Source organism: Microbacterium sp. NPDC087589, from assembly GCF_044743635.1.
Taxonomy (GTDB): Bacteria; Actinomycetota; Actinomycetes; order Actinomycetales; family Microbacteriaceae; genus Microbacterium.
Genome location: NZ_JBIUWV010000008.1, coordinates 183,501 through 197,092 on the forward strand (window position 1 = coordinate 183,501; position 13,592 = coordinate 197,092).

The following is a 13,592-nucleotide window of genomic DNA, read 5'->3' on the forward strand; positions in this document are numbered from 1 at the left end:
GCTTCTGTGTCAATCTGTTGATACAGAAGGGGTGATGCATCCCGATACGATCTCTCACATGGGACGCCCCTCAGGTTTCGAGTTCGCGGTGCGCGGCGAAGAGGTCGTCATCCGCCACCGCGGAGTGACGGCGACCGTGCTGCGCGGCGCGAAGGCGGCCGAGTTCCTCGGCCAGGTCGCCCACAGTGATCCTCAGCTCCTCATGGCGCGAGCGACGGGAAACTACCGCCGTGGCAACGAGCGCACCGCACGGCAGCATCCGCGCAACGCACGCTGAACCCTCAGCGCTCGAGCGCCACCTCGGAGGGGTCGCTCACCGGCAGCCGGCACACGAAGGCTCGACAGTCGAAGGCCCGCTCGACCGTGCCTCCCTTGCCCTCGAACAGCTCGAACCCGGCATCCGCGAACGCCCGCGCCTGCGAAGGAGTGACGACCGCGATCACGTCGGCGTCGGCCTCACGGGCGACGGCCGCGAGCGCGCCCTCCAGCACCTCCGTGACGACGACGAGCTGCCTCGGCGCATCGATGAGCCCCGCCGCGACCCGCAGCAGGCTGCCGTGCGCGAACGGCTGCGCGATGGCCTGCGTCGCGTGCTCGCGCACCCGCACGGCGGCGGCTTCGCGATATCGGTCCCCCGCGCCGAGTCGCCATGCGGTGAGAGAGGCGGCGGCGACCGCGGCCGCATCCGAGGGCAGGTCGCCGTCGGTCTGATCGGGGGCGACGGCGATGCCGTGCTCGGCGAGCAGCGGATCGCCCCGGACGCCGGCGAGAACCAGATCGAGCAGACCGCGCCCCTCGACGGCCCAGCGCGGATCGCCGGTCGCGACGGCGAGTGCGAACAGCCCGTCGGCCAGCAGCGCGACGTCGGAGGCGGTCGCGACGGCCTGCGACGCGATGCCGTCGAGCGAGGCGCGCACCAGAGCGCCCGCCGCGTCACGATTCACCCGCAACACGTACGCCGCGGCATCCTCTGCCTTCGCGATCCACGAGGGCTCGCCGAGCCTCGCGCCGGCCCGTGCAAGCGCCGCGATCGCCAGGCCGTTCCATCCGGTGATGACCTTGCCGTCGACAGCCGGGGGCTCGAGTCCGCCGCGCTCCGATACCGGACGCAGGTAGTACCCGCCCTCGTTGCGCTTCCCGTCGATCCACGACTCCGAGTCCTGCGCCGCACCGAACCCGCCGCCCTCTCGGCGCAGCGTGCCCACGAGGACGTCCGCGACGCCCCGCGCAGTCGTCTCATCCCCCGCGTCGAGCGCGATGGCGAGCAGCTGGGCGTTGTCGGTCAGCATCCGCTCGTAGTGCGGCACTGTCCAGTCGCGCTGCGTCGCATAGCGAAAGAAGCCGCCGACGGCGTCGCGCAGGGCCGAGGCCGACATCGCAGTGAGCGCACGCTCTGCCGAGGCCGCGGCATCGCGCGCCTCTCGCCGCACCAGCGGTGTCTGCAGCAGGCTCAGGGTCGTCGCGACGGGGAACTTCGGGGCACCGCCGAAGCCGCCGAACTGACGGTCCTCGCGCGCCGCGATCGTCTCGGCCGCTCCGGCGAGCGCTGCAGCGTCCGGCAGCTCCGAGGGCATCGCCGCCCCCGCTCTGGCGAGCGCATCGGTCACGGCATCCGCCGATTCCTCCGCCTGCACCCGGCGCAGGGTCCAGGCCTCCTGAACCGCGGCGAGGACGTCGCGGAACGCAGGCATCGGCTGTCGTGGCTCGGGCGGCCAATACGTGCCGGCATAGAACGTGCGACCCCGCGGCGTCGTGAACACGGTCAACGGCCACCCCAGGTTCTGCGTGAACGCCGACGCTGCGGCCATGTAGGCGTCGTCGACGTCCGGGTGCTCTTCACGGTCGACCTTGATCGCCACGAAGTCGCGGTTGATCAGGGCGGCCGTGTCGGGATCGGCGAACGACTCCCTCGCCATCACGTGGCACCAGTGGCACGTCGAATAGCCGATCGAGATCAGCAGCGGCACATCGCGGCGCTGTGCTTCGGCGAAGGCCTCGGGACCCCAGGGATACCAGTCGACGGGGTTGTCGGCATGTGCGCGGAGGTAGGGGCTGAGCGTGTCGGCGAGCCGGTTCGTCATACGCCCACGCTACGCCGATCAGCGCACGACGAGACCGTCAGGAGACGAGCAGCTCCGCGGGTCGGGAGGCGGCGTAGCCGACGAGGGGCAGCGCACGGTCGGCGGCGAGGTCGATGCGCGCGCGGAGCACGTCGGACGCGATCACGTAGCCGTCGAAATCGGTGTCGCTGGCGTAAACGCCGAGCGGCAGCGTCAGCGCCTGGAAGAAGGCGAACAGCGGCCGCAGCTGATGCTCGATGATCAAAGCGTGGCGCTCGCCTCCTCCGGTCGCCGCGAGCAGCACCGGCTTGCCGACGAGCTCGTACTGGCCGACGAAGTCGAACAGATGCTTGAACAGGCCGGTGAAGGACGCGCGGTAGACGGGGCTGCCCACGATCAGGAGGTCGGCGGCCTCGATGGCCACGAGTTTCTCCTCGATGCTCGCCGGCAGCTGGTCGCGACGGAGCGCCCCCGCGAGCGATGGACCGATGTCGGTGAGCTCGATGACCTCGATCTCGACCTCGGCCCGCTCGGCGATCGCCCCGGCGATCGCACGGACGAGTGCCGTGGTCTTGCTGGGCTCGTGCAGAGAGCCGGAGACGGCGACGACGCGGTAGGGAGCAGTCATGCCGTTGACGCTACTCACGACGACGCCCCGTGTCGCGGAGAGCGACACGGGGCGTCATCTGTCGAAACGGGACGCCTCAGTTCACGTCGTCGGGGTGCGAGCCGACGCGGCCGGAGCCGTCGAGCGGGTCGAGCGCATCGATCTGCGCGATCTCGGCATCGGTCAGCTCGAAGCCGAACACGTCGAGGTTCTCGCGCAGACGCTCGGCCCGCACCGACTTCGGGAAGACGATGAACCCCTTCTGCAGGTGCCAGCGCAGCACCGCCTGAGCGGGGGTCACGCCGTGGGCGGCTGCGGCCTCAGCGATCGCCGGCGTGCCGAACAGGTCGTACTTGCCCTGGCCGAGCGGTCCCCACGATTCGATGCGGATGCCGTGCTCGGTCGCCCAGTCGACGACATCGCGCTGCTGATAGGCCGGGTGCAGCTCGATCTGGTTGACCGCCGGGGTCACTCCGGTCTCGGCCACGACGCGCTCGAGGTGCGGCACGAGGAAGTTCGAGACGCCGATGCTGCGCGTGAGACCGGCGTCGCGCAGCTCGATGAGCTTGGCGAACGCGTGCACGTAGTCGTCCTTGGCCGGGGTGGGCCAGTGCACGAGGTAGAGGTCGACCGCGTCGAGGCCGAGCTTCTCGAGGCTCTCGCCGATCGCCGCGCGCGGCTCCTCACCGTGGTGGCGGTCGTTCCAGAGCTTGGTGGTGATGAACAGCTCGTCGCGCGCGATGCCCGAGGAGGCGATGGCCGCGCCGACGCCCTCTTCGTTGCCGTAGATGGCGGCCGTGTCGATGTGGCGGTAGCCGATCTCGAGCGCCTCGCTCACGGCACGCTCGGTCTCGTCGGCCGGAACCTTGAACACCCCGTAGCCCAGCTGCGGGATGGAATGGCCGTCGTTCAGTTCGAGTGCAGGAATCGTCATGGTTCCACCCTACGACCTGTGATGACAGGTGGCCCAGGGGGAACACCGGCCATCCTCGTCGCGACCCGGCCGACGAGTCGCTCGAGGGGCCCTCGCCCGAACAGCATCGACCAGAGCGTCGTGACGAGAAGGAGCACGATCGCGGTGGCGGCCCAGAAGGCGTTGCTCGAGAAGAAGCCGCCGGGTCCCGCGATCAGCGCGACCGACACGACGTGCACGCTGTAGGCCGAGAGCGGCATGGATCCCAACGCGCCCAGCGGAAGGAGCACGGCGCGCAGCGGCCCGCTGAGCAGCACGCACAGCGCGATGACCGACAGGGCGAACCCACCCGAGCCCAGGATCTCGGCCGTTCCACCCGAATGCGGATCGACGGCGAAGATCGCTCGGACGACGGCGCCTCCCGGATCCGCCGCGGCCAGAGCATCGGGGTACGAATCCCACCCCGATGCACCCTCTCCGCCGGTCATCCACGCGGAGGATCCGATGCCGGCGACACCCCCGACGAGGCCGAGACCGTAGCCGACGAGCATGAGGCCGACTCCGATGCCGAACGCGATCGCCGCGGTCTCGAGCTTCTCGACGTGCAGGCGTCCGAGAGCCATGCCGGCGAAGACGAATGCGAGCCACGCCGTGATCGGATACGAACCGTAGAGCACGAGGCTGATGCCCGCTCCGGAGGGGTTCAGCATGAGCGCGGCCAGCAGCGCGAGCACGGCCGGCGCAGCGAGCGCCAGGATGCCGGCGGCGATCAGCAGCTTCCACGGCGGCCACCGGAGGAACGGGATGACGGCCACGTAGAGAAGTCCGTAGACGGTGAGGATCACCGCGATCGGCGTGTTCAGCATCTCGAGAGCCAGGCCGATCATGAAGATCACCGCACCGCGACCGACCAGCTGCAGGCGGATGCTCGGCATCCGCTCCGGCTCCGGGATCGTGCTGCGTCCTGTCATCAAGGCGATCGAGATGCCGGCGAGCACGGCGAACAGGATCGACGAGCGCCCGTTCACCAGGTCGGTCCACGTCGACAGGTCCGACGGATCGAACGCCTCGATCTCACCGATGTGCGCACCAGCCATGCCGAGGATCGCCAGCCCGCGCGCGACGTCGAGCCCGAGGATGCGGGGAGCGCGCCCGAACTCACGGAACCACCGCGTGGCGGGGAGGGGCTTCGACACAGTGCTCACGGATGAATCGTACGATGGGAGTTCTATGCCTTCCCCTGTGATCTTCTATCCTCCCGAGCTGCCGGTCAGCGCTGCGCGGGACGAGATCGCCGACGCCATCCGCGACAACCAGGTCGTCATCGTCGCCGGTGCCACGGGGTCGGGCAAGACGACCCAGCTGCCGAAGATCTGCCTCGACCTCGGGCGCGAGCGCATCGCCCACACTCAGCCCCGCCGTCTCGCCGCCCGCACGATCGCCGAGCGCGTCGCCGAAGAGCTGCAGGTCGAGCTCGGCACCCTCGTCGGCTACAAGGTGCGATTCACCGACAACGTGTCGGACGAGACGCGCATCGCGTTGATGACCGACGGCATCCTGCTCAATGAGATCCACCGCGACAGGCTGCTCACCCGCTACGACACGATCATCATCGACGAGGCGCACGAGCGTTCCCTCAACGTCGACTTCCTGCTCGGCTATCTGGTGCGGATCCTTCCCGAGCGCCCCGATCTCAAGGTCATCATCACCTCGGCGACGATCGACCCCGAGAGCTTCGCCCGGCACTTCGCCTCGCCCGACGGCGTGCCGGCGCCGGTCATCGAGGTCTCGGGGCGCACCTTCCCCGTCGAGATCCGCTATCGCGCCCAGACGGAGGACTCTTCGGCGGGCTCAGCAGCCCGGGAGGCGGAGGCCGATGAGGTCACCGCGATCGTCGCGGCGCTTCGCGAACTCGACCGCGAGGAGCCCGGCGACGTGCTCGTGTTCCTGCCGGGCGAGGCCGAGATCAGGGACGCGGCGGATGCCGTGCGCGGCGCCTACTCGAAGGACCGCTCCCCTACCGAGGTGCTGCCGCTCTACGGCCGCTTGTCGGCCGCCGAACAGCATCGGGTGTTCGAGAAGAGCCGCGTCGCCGGGGTGCGCCGCCGCGTCGTGCTCGCCACGAACGTCGCAGAGACCAGCCTCACGGTTCCCGGCATCCGCTATGTGATCGACACCGGCACCGCGCGCATCTCGCGGTACAGCAACCGCTCGAAGGTGCAGCGGCTGCCGATCGAAGCGATCTCGCAGGCCTCCGCGAACCAGCGCTCCGGCCGTGCCGGGCGCACGAGTGACGGCATCGCGATCCGCCTGTACAGCGAAGACGACTTCGAGAGTCGGGCGGAGTTCACCGAACCCGAGATCCTGCGCACGTCGCTCGCCTCGGTCATCCTGCAGATGCTGTCGCTCGGCTTCGGCGACATCACGGCCTTCCCGTTCCTCACCCCTCCCGACTCCCGTGGCGTGAAGGCCGCGGTCGATCTGCTCACCGAACTCGGCGCCGTGACCGGAAGCGGCGACACCCCTCGCCTCACCCGCATCGGCCGGGACATCTCCCGCATCCCGATCGACCCCCGCTTCGCCCGCATGCTGATCGAGGCCGGCCGCCCCGGCGGGGCCGACGTCACGCGCGATGTGCTCGCGATCGTCGCCGGCATGTCGATCCAAGACGTGCGCGAGCGTCCGTCGCAGGAGGCGCCGCAGAGCGTGCGCGACGAGGCCGACCGCATGCACGCGCGGTTCGCCGACCCGACGAGCGACTTCCTCTCGATCCTGAACCTCTGGAACCACCTCAGGGAGCAGCAGCGCGAACTCGGCTCGAGTGCCTTCCGTCGGCTCTGCCGGTCGGAGCACCTGAACTACGTGCGGGTGCGCGAATGGTTCGACGTGCACCGTCAGCTGCGGTCGCTGGTGAAGGACAAGGACGCCCGAGGGACCGGCACCGCCGATCCCGATGCGATCCACCGTGCTCTGCTCGCCGGCCTGCTGTCGCAGATCGGCATACTCGACGAGCGCAACACCGGCAAGGGTCTCGATCCCAAGAAGAAGAGGATGGCGGAGTACCGAGGCGCCCGCGGCATCCGCTTCTCGATCTTCCCCGGCTCGGCGCTGCGCAAGAAGGCCCCGCAGGCGGTCATGGCCGCCGAGATCGTCGAGACCTCGCGCACCTACGCCCGCACGGTCGCCGCGATCGATCCCGCCTGGGCCGAGGCCCTCGCCGGTGACCTCGCGAAGCGCCAGGTCACCGAGCCGCACTGGTCGAAGGACGCAGGGGCGGCTGTCGCCTATGAGAAGGTGACGCTGTTCGGGGTCGAGATCATCCCCCGCCGACGCGTGCAGTTCGCCCGCATCGACCGAGCGGCCTCGCGTGAGATGTTCGTGCGGCATGCGCTCGTCGAAGGCGAGTGGGACCCGACGCGCATCGACAAGCGGGTCAGCGCGTTCTGGCGCAGCAACGCCGAGCTGCGCAAGCGCCTCGAAAAGCTCGAGGAGCGCGAACGACGCCGCGACATCCTCGCCGGCGACGAGTCGGTCTTCCGGTTCTACGACGAGCGGATCCCTGCCGACGTCTTCGACGTGCGCTCGTTCGAGAAGTGGTGGCGCGAGACCCTGGCCGCCACGCCGAAGCTGCTCGTGATGCGCGAGGCCGACCTGCTCGACGACGACAGCAGGGCCGATCAGAGCGAATTCCCCACGAGGTGGACCCAGGGAGATCAGGTGCTCGGTCTCGCCTACCGGTTCGAGCCGGGCGCCGCCGATGACGGTGTCAGTGTCGTGATCCCGCTCCCCCTGCTCGCGCAGATCGAGGACAGGGGCTTCGATTGGCAGGTGCCCGGCCTCCGCGCCGAGCTCGTCACGGGTCTGCTCCGCGCGCTGCCCAAGGCGATCCGCCGTCATGTGGTGCCCGCGGCCGACTGGGCAGACAAGTTCGGGGCCGAGCTGGCCGGAGACGGCCCGGAGTCGCACGGCGGCCTCCCGACCCGCACGCTCAAGGAGGCGCTCGCCCGCCTCATCCAGCCCCTCGCGAACCAGCTCGTCTCGGCTTCCGATTTCGAGGACGACCGGGTGCCCGCGCACCTGCGCATGAACTTCCGCGCCGTCGACGAGCGCGGGCGCGTCGCAGGATCGAACCGCGACCTGAGCACGCTGCAGGCGGAGCTCGCCGACCGTGCCCGCAGCAGCGTGGCCCGCTCGATCGCGGCCCCGCCCCGCCGACCGGGGCCGTCGAAGGGGCCGCAGCCGGCCGCGGCCCCTGCCGCCTCCATCGAGCAGGACGGCCTGACCGGGTGGACGTTCGGCGAGCTGCCCGAGGTGCTCGACACCCGGGTCGCCGGTGGCGTGGTGCGCGGGTACCCCGCGATCGTCGATCAGGGCAAGACAGTGTCGGTGCGTGTGGAATCGACGGCGGATGCCGCGAGCACAGCCACCCGGACCGGTGTGCTGCGCCTCGTGCTGCTCGGCGTGCCCTCACCTTCGTCGTACGTGCAGCAGCACCTCACGAGCCAGGAGAAGCTCGCGCTCGCCGCGTCGCCGTATCAGTCGGCAGCCGCCCTCATCGAGGACTGCCGCGCCGCCGTGGTGCAGAGCGCGATCGACCGGCTCGCCCCCGGGGGCATCGTTCGCACCCAGGCCGAGTTCGAACGCGTGCGCGACGCCGTCTCGGCATCCCTCGTCGACGAACTCTTCGCCTGCGTATCGCTCGTCGCCCGCATCCTCACGAAGTCCCGAGACGTCGAGCGCGGCATCAAGTCGCAGAACTCGCTCGCTCTGCTGGGGCCGCTCAACGACATCCGCACCCAGCTCTCGGGCCTGCTGCATCCCGGGTTCGTCTCTGCTGCGGGCGTCGACCGACTCGCGCACTTCCCCCGGTACCTCGACGGGATGCTCGACCGGCTGAAGGCCCTGGCGAACGAACCGGGCAAGGACCGCACCCGCATGAGCGAGTTCGAGCGCATGGCGAAGGTGTTCGAGGATGCCGGGGGGACGATCCCGCTCGCACCCGGCGCACCTGCTGCGCTCGTCGAGACCCGCTGGCTGCTCGAGGAGTATCGCGTGAGCGTGTTCGCGCAGCGGCTCGGCACCGCGCAGCCCGTCTCGCCGCAGCGCATCATGAAGGTGCTGGCAGCGCGGGGGTAGCCTGAGAGCATGGCTCGCGCGATCGTCTACACAGAGTTCGGTTCCCCTGATGTGCTGCACCTGATCGAGGTCCCCGATCCGATCGCGCTGAGCGGCGAAGCCGTGGTGCGCATCGAGGCGGCAGGGGCCAACCCGATCGATGCCAAGCTGCGCAGCGCGAAGCGCCCCTCTCCGCCGATCACCGAGCCGCGCGCCGTCGGGTTCGACGGCGCCGGGGTGATCGAGTCGCTCGGCGACGACGTCGACGGCTTCGCGGTCGGCGACCGCGTGGCGATCCGCGACACCGTCGGCACCTATTCGAGCATGCTCGCCGTGCCGGTCGAGAAGCTCGTGGCCCTGCCCGATGCGGTCACCGCCGCGGAGGGCGCCGGCATCGGCATCCCCGCCGGCACCGCCTACCAGGCGCTCCGTTCGCTCGACGTCACCGCGGGCGACGTGCTGCTCGTGCACGGCGGCTCCGGCTCGGTCGGCCAGGCGGCCGTGCAGTTCGCTGTCGCCTGGGGCGCCACCGTGATCGCAACGGCCAGTCCTGCACGGCACGAGCAGCTGCGCGAGCTCGGCGCGGTCCCGGTCGCGTACGGCGACGGTCTGCTCGAGCGCGTGCGCGAGGCCGCACCGGAGGGCGTGACCGTCGCCCTCGACTGCGCAGGCACCGACGAGGCCATCGAGGTCTCGCTCGAGCTCATCGCCGACCGCGACCGCATCGCGACGATCGTGCGCGGACCGGATGCCGCATCGTTCGGCGTCCGCGCCTTCTCAGGCGGATCGCCTGAGCCTCTCACCGAGCAGGAGCTCGCGTGGCGGGCCGAGGCCATGGGCGCGACCGTCGAGCTGCTCGCGACCGGAGACTTCGTCATCGAGCTCGGGCCCGAGCTGCCGCTCACCGAAGCGGCGCAGGCCCATCAGCTCATGGAGTCCGGTGACGCCTCCGGCAAGATCGTGCTGATCCCGTAGAGCCTCAGGACCAGACGCGCGCGGCCGTGTCGGCTGTGGCCATGGAGATGGAGTTCGCAGTGATCAGCCGGCGCGTGGCGTCGGCCAGCAGCGCTTTCATGCTCGCGATCGCGGTGGACCACTCGTTTTGTGCGCGGTCGTATGCACGTTGTGCTTCCCCGTCCCATGAAGACTTCAGACGTTCGACCTCGGAATCGAGTGTGTCGAGTTCGTGCTCGAACGCTTTCACAGTGAGCGCGAGCTGCGCGATCGTCTCCGCGACGGCATCATGGCGGACCGAGACCTTCATCGTTCTTCCGGCAGGTCCTGAGTGAGGGTTCTGTGATCTGTCACGGCATTATCTCTGCTTCCACTCGGGTGACGAGGATGGGTTCCCCATCGAGTTCTCCGTGCGCGGGTGTGCCGGCGTTGACCCCCTCGTCGAACTGCCTCTGGATGCTCTCCGGGCTGCAGTAGTCATCGACTACGGCACCGAAGAGAATCACGATCCCGGTGTAGGTGTTCGGTCCATCGCCGTTCTTCACCAGTCCCGAGTACGTGCGTCCGCTCTGAGGCTGCGGGGTGCTGTCGGCGGAGGATGCCAATGGCACCGCGCCCGCCCTCTCAGCATCGTCCGTCACCGCAGCTCCGAGAGTTCGTTCGAGAGATCCAGCTCGCGAAGCACGTAGGGCTGCGAGACGGCGTCGGTGAGGTAGTAGGTGTAGAAGATCACTGCAGCCTCGTCGGCGGTGAAGATCTCGTTCGAGAAGACTCGAACCGCGCGGTCATCGCTGATGGGGATGAGAGTGGTCGTGGCCTCTGCGGGCTCGGGTCGTCCGACCGTGTACAGGTGGCTCTCGCCATCGGGGCCGGGGAGCCGCACCTCTACGGTCATCGCATCAGCGGAGCCTGCGGCTTGCATGAACGAGTCGTTCGCCCCGTCGCGGAACCCTGCGATGCTCTCTGGGTCTGCACCCCGCCAGATGATGTAGGTGTACTTCTCTCGGCCATCGAGTTGGCCAATCATTAGTCGCAAGTGGTCGGGGATGGGTCGTCTGTGGTCGTCGAACCACCCAATCAGTCCGCCTGGCGAGCTCTGCGCAAATGGTCCGTACTTTGTCATGGCACAACCACCGTCTCTACCTTCGTAATGAGAATCTCTTCCCCTTCGAGAACACCTCGAGCGATCGGGATCTGACCCTGCGGCGGCCTGGCCACGTTCAGCGGGCCCGACACCCGCAGGTGCTCCCCGTGCAGGCCCGCACCGCGGAGGCCGTTCGGATCGATCAGCACGCCGCGTTCGGCATCCGCGATCCAGGCGTCTTCACTCCACGAATCCCACAGGCGTCGCAGCGCTGCGACGAACTCGTCAGCGCGGTCGTACCGGGTCTCGTTGTCGGCGTACGCGTCTCGGCCGTGGTTGCCCGCGGCGCGCGGCTCGGCACCCGTGACGAGGTTGATGCCGGCGCGGCCACGGGTCAGCACGTCGAGTGAGGCGAGCGAGCGAGCGGTCGCGTACGGGTCGGCGTAGGTCGTGTTCACGGTGGCGATGAGGCCGATACGCGAGGTGACGCCGGCCAGGAACAGCACCGCGCTCACCGGATCGATGCGCGCCAGCAGATACGGGTCGCGGAACTCGAGGTCGGGCCCCGTGGCCAGCCAATCGCCGAAGAACAGGTAATCGAGCCCGGCGTCCTCACCCTCGCGCGCGATGTGCCGGAGGACGTCGGCATCCGACGAGGGATTCCGGTGCGCGCCCGGCTGACGCCACCCCGACGGGTAGGCGCCGAGGGTGCGCACCATGGCGCCGATGATGAGAGGTTCGGTCATGCCCCGAAAGTACGAGCGTCACGAGCGACCGCCAATCACCGCGGAAGCTCGGAGACATGGAGTGCAATACGGCGACACATCCTCGCGACGATCCGGCTGTCGGTGCGACCCTCTACGCTGAGACCATGACTGGTCTTCGTTGGGGAATCCTCGCGACCGGCGGCATCGCCGGCGCGTTCGCATCCGATCTGCGCACGGCAGGGCTCGATCTCGTCGCCGTCGGCTCGCGCTCGCAGGAGTCGGCCGACGCGTTCGCCGCCCGCTTCGACATCCCGCGCGCGCATCCCTCGTACGAAGCCCTCGTCGCCGACCCCGAGGTCGACATCATCTACGTCTCCACCCCGCACCCGATGCATCATGAGAATGCCCGCCTCGCGCTCGAGGCCGGAAAGCACGTGCTGGTAGAGAAGGCGTTCACCCTCAACCGCAGCGAGGCGGAAGACCTGCAGCGCCTCGCCGCCGAACGGGGCCTGCTGGCGATGGAGGCCATGTGGACGAGGTATCTGCCGCACATGGTGCGCATCCGCGAGATCATCGCCGATGGCACGCTCGGCGAGATCCGCGCCGTCAGCGCCGACCACACCCAGCTCCTCCCAGACGACCCGAGCCACCGTCTGAACGCTCTCGAGCTCGGCGGAGGTGCGCTGCTCGATCTCGGCATCTACCCCGTCTCGTTCGTCTGGGACGTCCTGGGCGCCCCGACCGCCGTCCACGCCGTGGCACGACTCATCGAGACCGGAGCGGATGCCGAGGTCGCCACCGTGATGACGCATGACAGCGGCGCGATCTCGACCACCCTCTCCTCGTCGCGAGCCGCGGGTCCGAACGCCGCGAGCATCATCGGCACGAAGGCGCGCATCGACATCGATCGCGTCTGGTACACCCCGACGACGTTCCGTGTCGTGCTCCCCGACGGCACGATGGTCGAGGAGTACGTGTCCGAGGTCGCGGGCCGCGGCATGCAGTACCAGGCCCACGCGGCCGAGCGCCTCGTCGCCGACGGCGTGCTCGAGGGCGACATCCTGCCGATCGCCGAGAGCGTCGCGATCATGGGAACCCTCGACGAGATCCGCGCTCAGATCGGGGTGCGCTACCCGCGCGAAGGAGTCAACCATGGCTGAGGCCAACGACGCCCGCGTCGCCGTCTACCTCGACTTCGACAACATCGTCATCTCCTGGTACGACCGTGTGCACGGACGCAACGCCTACGGCAAAGACCGTCAGCGCATCACCGAGAACCCGACCGATCCCGAGGTCACCGAGCGCCTCTCCCGCGCCATGATCGAGGTCGGCGCGATCATCGACTACGCCGCGTCCTTCGGCACGCTCGTGCTCACGCGTGCGTACGCCGACTGGTCGTCGCCGGTGAACGCGGTGTACCGCTCGCAGCTGGTGGCCCGCGCCGTCGATCTGGTGCAGCTCTTCCCGGCCGCCGCCTATGCGAAGAACGGCGCCGACATCCGCCTCGCCGTCGACGCGGTCGAAGACATGTTCCGTCTGCCCGACCTGACGCACGTCGTGATCGTCGCCGGCGACAGCGACTATGTCCCCCTCGCGCAGCGCTGCAAGCGCCTGGGCCGATACGTCATCGGCGTCGGCGTCGCGGGATCCACGGCGAAGTCGCTCGCCGCCGCGTGCGACGAGTTCGAAGCGTACGACTCCCTGCCCGGTGTGGTGCGTCCGAGCAAGACCGCTCCGGCGACCGTCGTCGCGGTGCCGGAGGTCGCGGCTGAGCCCGCCGTCGAACCCGCCGCAGAGCCCGCTGCCAAGGCGAAGTCGCGGCCGCCGGCCAAGACCGCCAAGGCCAAGGCCGCCGCCGCCGCTGCGACCGCGGCTCCGGCCAAGGTGGACGAACACGGCGACGGCACAGAGCAGGGTGAGGCGACCGAGCTGCTGCATCGCGCGCTGCGCCTCGGGCACGACAAGGCCGACGCCGACGAATGGCTGCACAGCTCGGCTGTGAAGACGCACATGCGTCGCATGGACCCGTCGTTCAGCGAGAAGGCACTCGGCTACCGGTCGTTCTCGGACTTCCTCAAGTCGCGCGAGAGCATCGCAGAACTCGAGGAGACCGGGCACGAGCGTCTCGTGAAGCTGCGCGACTCGGCCTGAC

Annotated in this window: 13 protein-coding genes; 5 read left to right on the forward strand and 8 right to left on the reverse strand. The window is 69.3% G+C overall.

Features of this window, described 5'->3' with window-relative positions; genetic code table 11:
- Window positions 1–58: 58 nt before the first annotated feature.
- Complete coding sequence (locus tag ACIOU8_RS16485) at window positions 59–277, forward strand: hypothetical protein (protein WP_400791760.1); 219 nt, start codon at window positions 59–61, stop codon at window positions 275–277.
- A 4-nt stretch (window positions 278–281) separates the two neighbouring features.
- Here ACIOU8_RS16485 and ACIOU8_RS16490 read toward each other — a convergent pair whose 3' ends face one another.
- The 4 genes from ACIOU8_RS16490 to ACIOU8_RS16505 all read right to left on the reverse strand — a co-directional run bounded on the left by ACIOU8_RS16490 (window position 282) and on the right by ACIOU8_RS16505 (window position 4,785).
- Window positions 282–2,081, reverse strand: coding sequence for a thioredoxin domain-containing protein (locus tag ACIOU8_RS16490; protein WP_400791762.1), 1,800 nt, complete (start codon window positions 2,079–2,081; stop codon window positions 282–284).
- Between the two features lie 37 nt (window positions 2,082–2,118).
- Window positions 2,119–2,688: an FMN reductase gene (gene msuE / locus ACIOU8_RS16495; protein WP_400791764.1), complete on the reverse strand. Its 570-nt coding sequence runs from the start codon at window positions 2,686–2,688 to the stop codon at window positions 2,119–2,121.
- 76 nt (window positions 2,689–2,764) lie between these two features.
- The gene (locus tag ACIOU8_RS16500; protein ID WP_400791766.1) at window positions 2,765–3,601 is read right to left on the reverse strand and encodes an aldo/keto reductase; all 837 of its coding nucleotides are present in this window, start codon (window positions 3,599–3,601) and stop codon (window positions 2,765–2,767) included.
- Window positions 3,598–4,785 carry a heparan-alpha-glucosaminide N-acetyltransferase domain-containing protein gene (locus ACIOU8_RS16505; RefSeq protein ID WP_400791768.1) on the reverse strand — a complete coding sequence of 396 codons (1,188 nt, stop codon included), beginning with the start codon at window positions 4,783–4,785 and terminating at the stop codon, window positions 3,598–3,600. Before ACIOU8_RS16505 ends, ACIOU8_RS16500 begins: the two co-directional genes overlap by 4 nt.
- A gap of 25 nt (window positions 4,786–4,810) precedes the next feature.
- Here ACIOU8_RS16505 and hrpA point away from each other — a divergent pair, with 25 nt between their 5' ends.
- The gene (gene hrpA / locus ACIOU8_RS16510; protein WP_400791770.1) at window positions 4,811–8,716 is read left to right on the forward strand and encodes an ATP-dependent RNA helicase HrpA; all 3,906 of its coding nucleotides are present in this window, start codon (window positions 4,811–4,813) and stop codon (window positions 8,714–8,716) included.
- Between the two features lie 9 nt (window positions 8,717–8,725).
- A complete protein-coding gene (locus ACIOU8_RS16515) occupies window positions 8,726–9,670 on the forward strand; it encodes a zinc-binding alcohol dehydrogenase family protein (RefSeq protein ID WP_400791772.1) in 945 nt (314 codons plus the stop codon).
- A gap of 4 nt (window positions 9,671–9,674) precedes the next feature.
- Here ACIOU8_RS16515 and ACIOU8_RS16520 read toward each other — a convergent pair whose 3' ends face one another.
- The 4 genes from ACIOU8_RS16520 to ACIOU8_RS16535 form a co-directional block, all read right to left on the reverse strand.
- Window positions 9,675–9,959: a WXG100 family type VII secretion target gene (locus ACIOU8_RS16520; protein WP_400791773.1), complete on the reverse strand. Its 285-nt coding sequence runs from the start codon at window positions 9,957–9,959 to the stop codon at window positions 9,675–9,677.
- Between the two features lie 40 nt (window positions 9,960–9,999).
- Window positions 10,000–10,290 (reverse strand): hypothetical protein, encoded by a 291-nt coding sequence (locus ACIOU8_RS16525; RefSeq protein WP_400791775.1) that lies wholly within the window; start codon window positions 10,288–10,290, stop codon window positions 10,000–10,002.
- On the reverse strand, window positions 10,287–10,676 hold the full coding sequence (locus ACIOU8_RS16530; protein ID WP_400791777.1) for a hypothetical protein: 390 nt from the start codon (window positions 10,674–10,676) through the stop codon (window positions 10,287–10,289). The genes ACIOU8_RS16525 and ACIOU8_RS16530 overlap by 4 nt, the downstream gene beginning before the upstream one ends.
- A gap of 92 nt (window positions 10,677–10,768) precedes the next feature.
- Window positions 10,769–11,479 carry an LLM class flavin-dependent oxidoreductase gene (locus ACIOU8_RS16535; protein ID WP_400791780.1) on the reverse strand — a complete coding sequence of 237 codons (711 nt, stop codon included), beginning with the start codon at window positions 11,477–11,479 and terminating at the stop codon, window positions 10,769–10,771.
- Window positions 11,480–11,604: 125 nt separating this feature from the next.
- Here ACIOU8_RS16535 and ACIOU8_RS16540 point away from each other — a divergent pair, with 125 nt between their 5' ends.
- On the forward strand, window positions 11,605–12,600 hold the full coding sequence (locus ACIOU8_RS16540) for a Gfo/Idh/MocA family protein (RefSeq protein WP_400791783.1): 996 nt from the start codon (window positions 11,605–11,607) through the stop codon (window positions 12,598–12,600).
- Window positions 12,593–13,591 (forward strand): NYN domain-containing protein, encoded by a 999-nt coding sequence (locus ACIOU8_RS16545; RefSeq protein WP_400791785.1) that lies wholly within the window; start codon window positions 12,593–12,595, stop codon window positions 13,589–13,591. Before ACIOU8_RS16540 ends, ACIOU8_RS16545 begins: the two co-directional genes overlap by 8 nt.
- Window position 13,592 lies beyond the last annotated feature (1 nt).

What these genes read in the sequence shown, in the direction of transcription:
- ACIOU8_RS16485 (WP_400791760.1), top strand. Translation starts at nt 59, where the DNA reads ATGGGACGCCCCTCAGGTTTCGAGTTCGCGGTGCGCGGCGAAGAGGTC.
- ACIOU8_RS16490 (WP_400791762.1), bottom strand. Translation starts at nt 2,081, where the DNA reads ATGACGAACCGGCTCGCCGACACGCTCAGCCCCTACCTCCGCGCACAT.
- msuE (WP_400791764.1), bottom strand. Translation starts at nt 2,688, where the DNA reads ATGACTGCTCCCTACCGCGTCGTCGCCGTCTCCGGCTCTCTGCACGAG.
- ACIOU8_RS16500 (WP_400791766.1), bottom strand. Translation starts at nt 3,601, where the DNA reads ATGACGATTCCTGCACTCGAACTGAACGACGGCCATTCCATCCCGCAG.
- hrpA (WP_400791770.1), top strand. Translation starts at nt 4,811, where the DNA reads ATGCCTTCCCCTGTGATCTTCTATCCTCCCGAGCTGCCGGTCAGCGCT.
- ACIOU8_RS16515 (WP_400791772.1), top strand. Translation starts at nt 8,726, where the DNA reads ATGGCTCGCGCGATCGTCTACACAGAGTTCGGTTCCCCTGATGTGCTG.
- ACIOU8_RS16520 (WP_400791773.1), bottom strand. Translation starts at nt 9,959, where the DNA reads ATGAAGGTCTCGGTCCGCCATGATGCCGTCGCGGAGACGATCGCGCAG.
- ACIOU8_RS16530 (WP_400791777.1), bottom strand. Translation starts at nt 10,676, where the DNA reads ATGATTGGCCAACTCGATGGCCGAGAGAAGTACACCTACATCATCTGG.
- ACIOU8_RS16535 (WP_400791780.1), bottom strand. Translation starts at nt 11,479, where the DNA reads ATGACCGAACCTCTCATCATCGGCGCCATGGTGCGCACCCTCGGCGCC.
- ACIOU8_RS16540 (WP_400791783.1), top strand. Translation starts at nt 11,605, where the DNA reads ATGACTGGTCTTCGTTGGGGAATCCTCGCGACCGGCGGCATCGCCGGC.
- ACIOU8_RS16545 (WP_400791785.1), top strand. Translation starts at nt 12,593, where the DNA reads ATGGCTGAGGCCAACGACGCCCGCGTCGCCGTCTACCTCGACTTCGAC.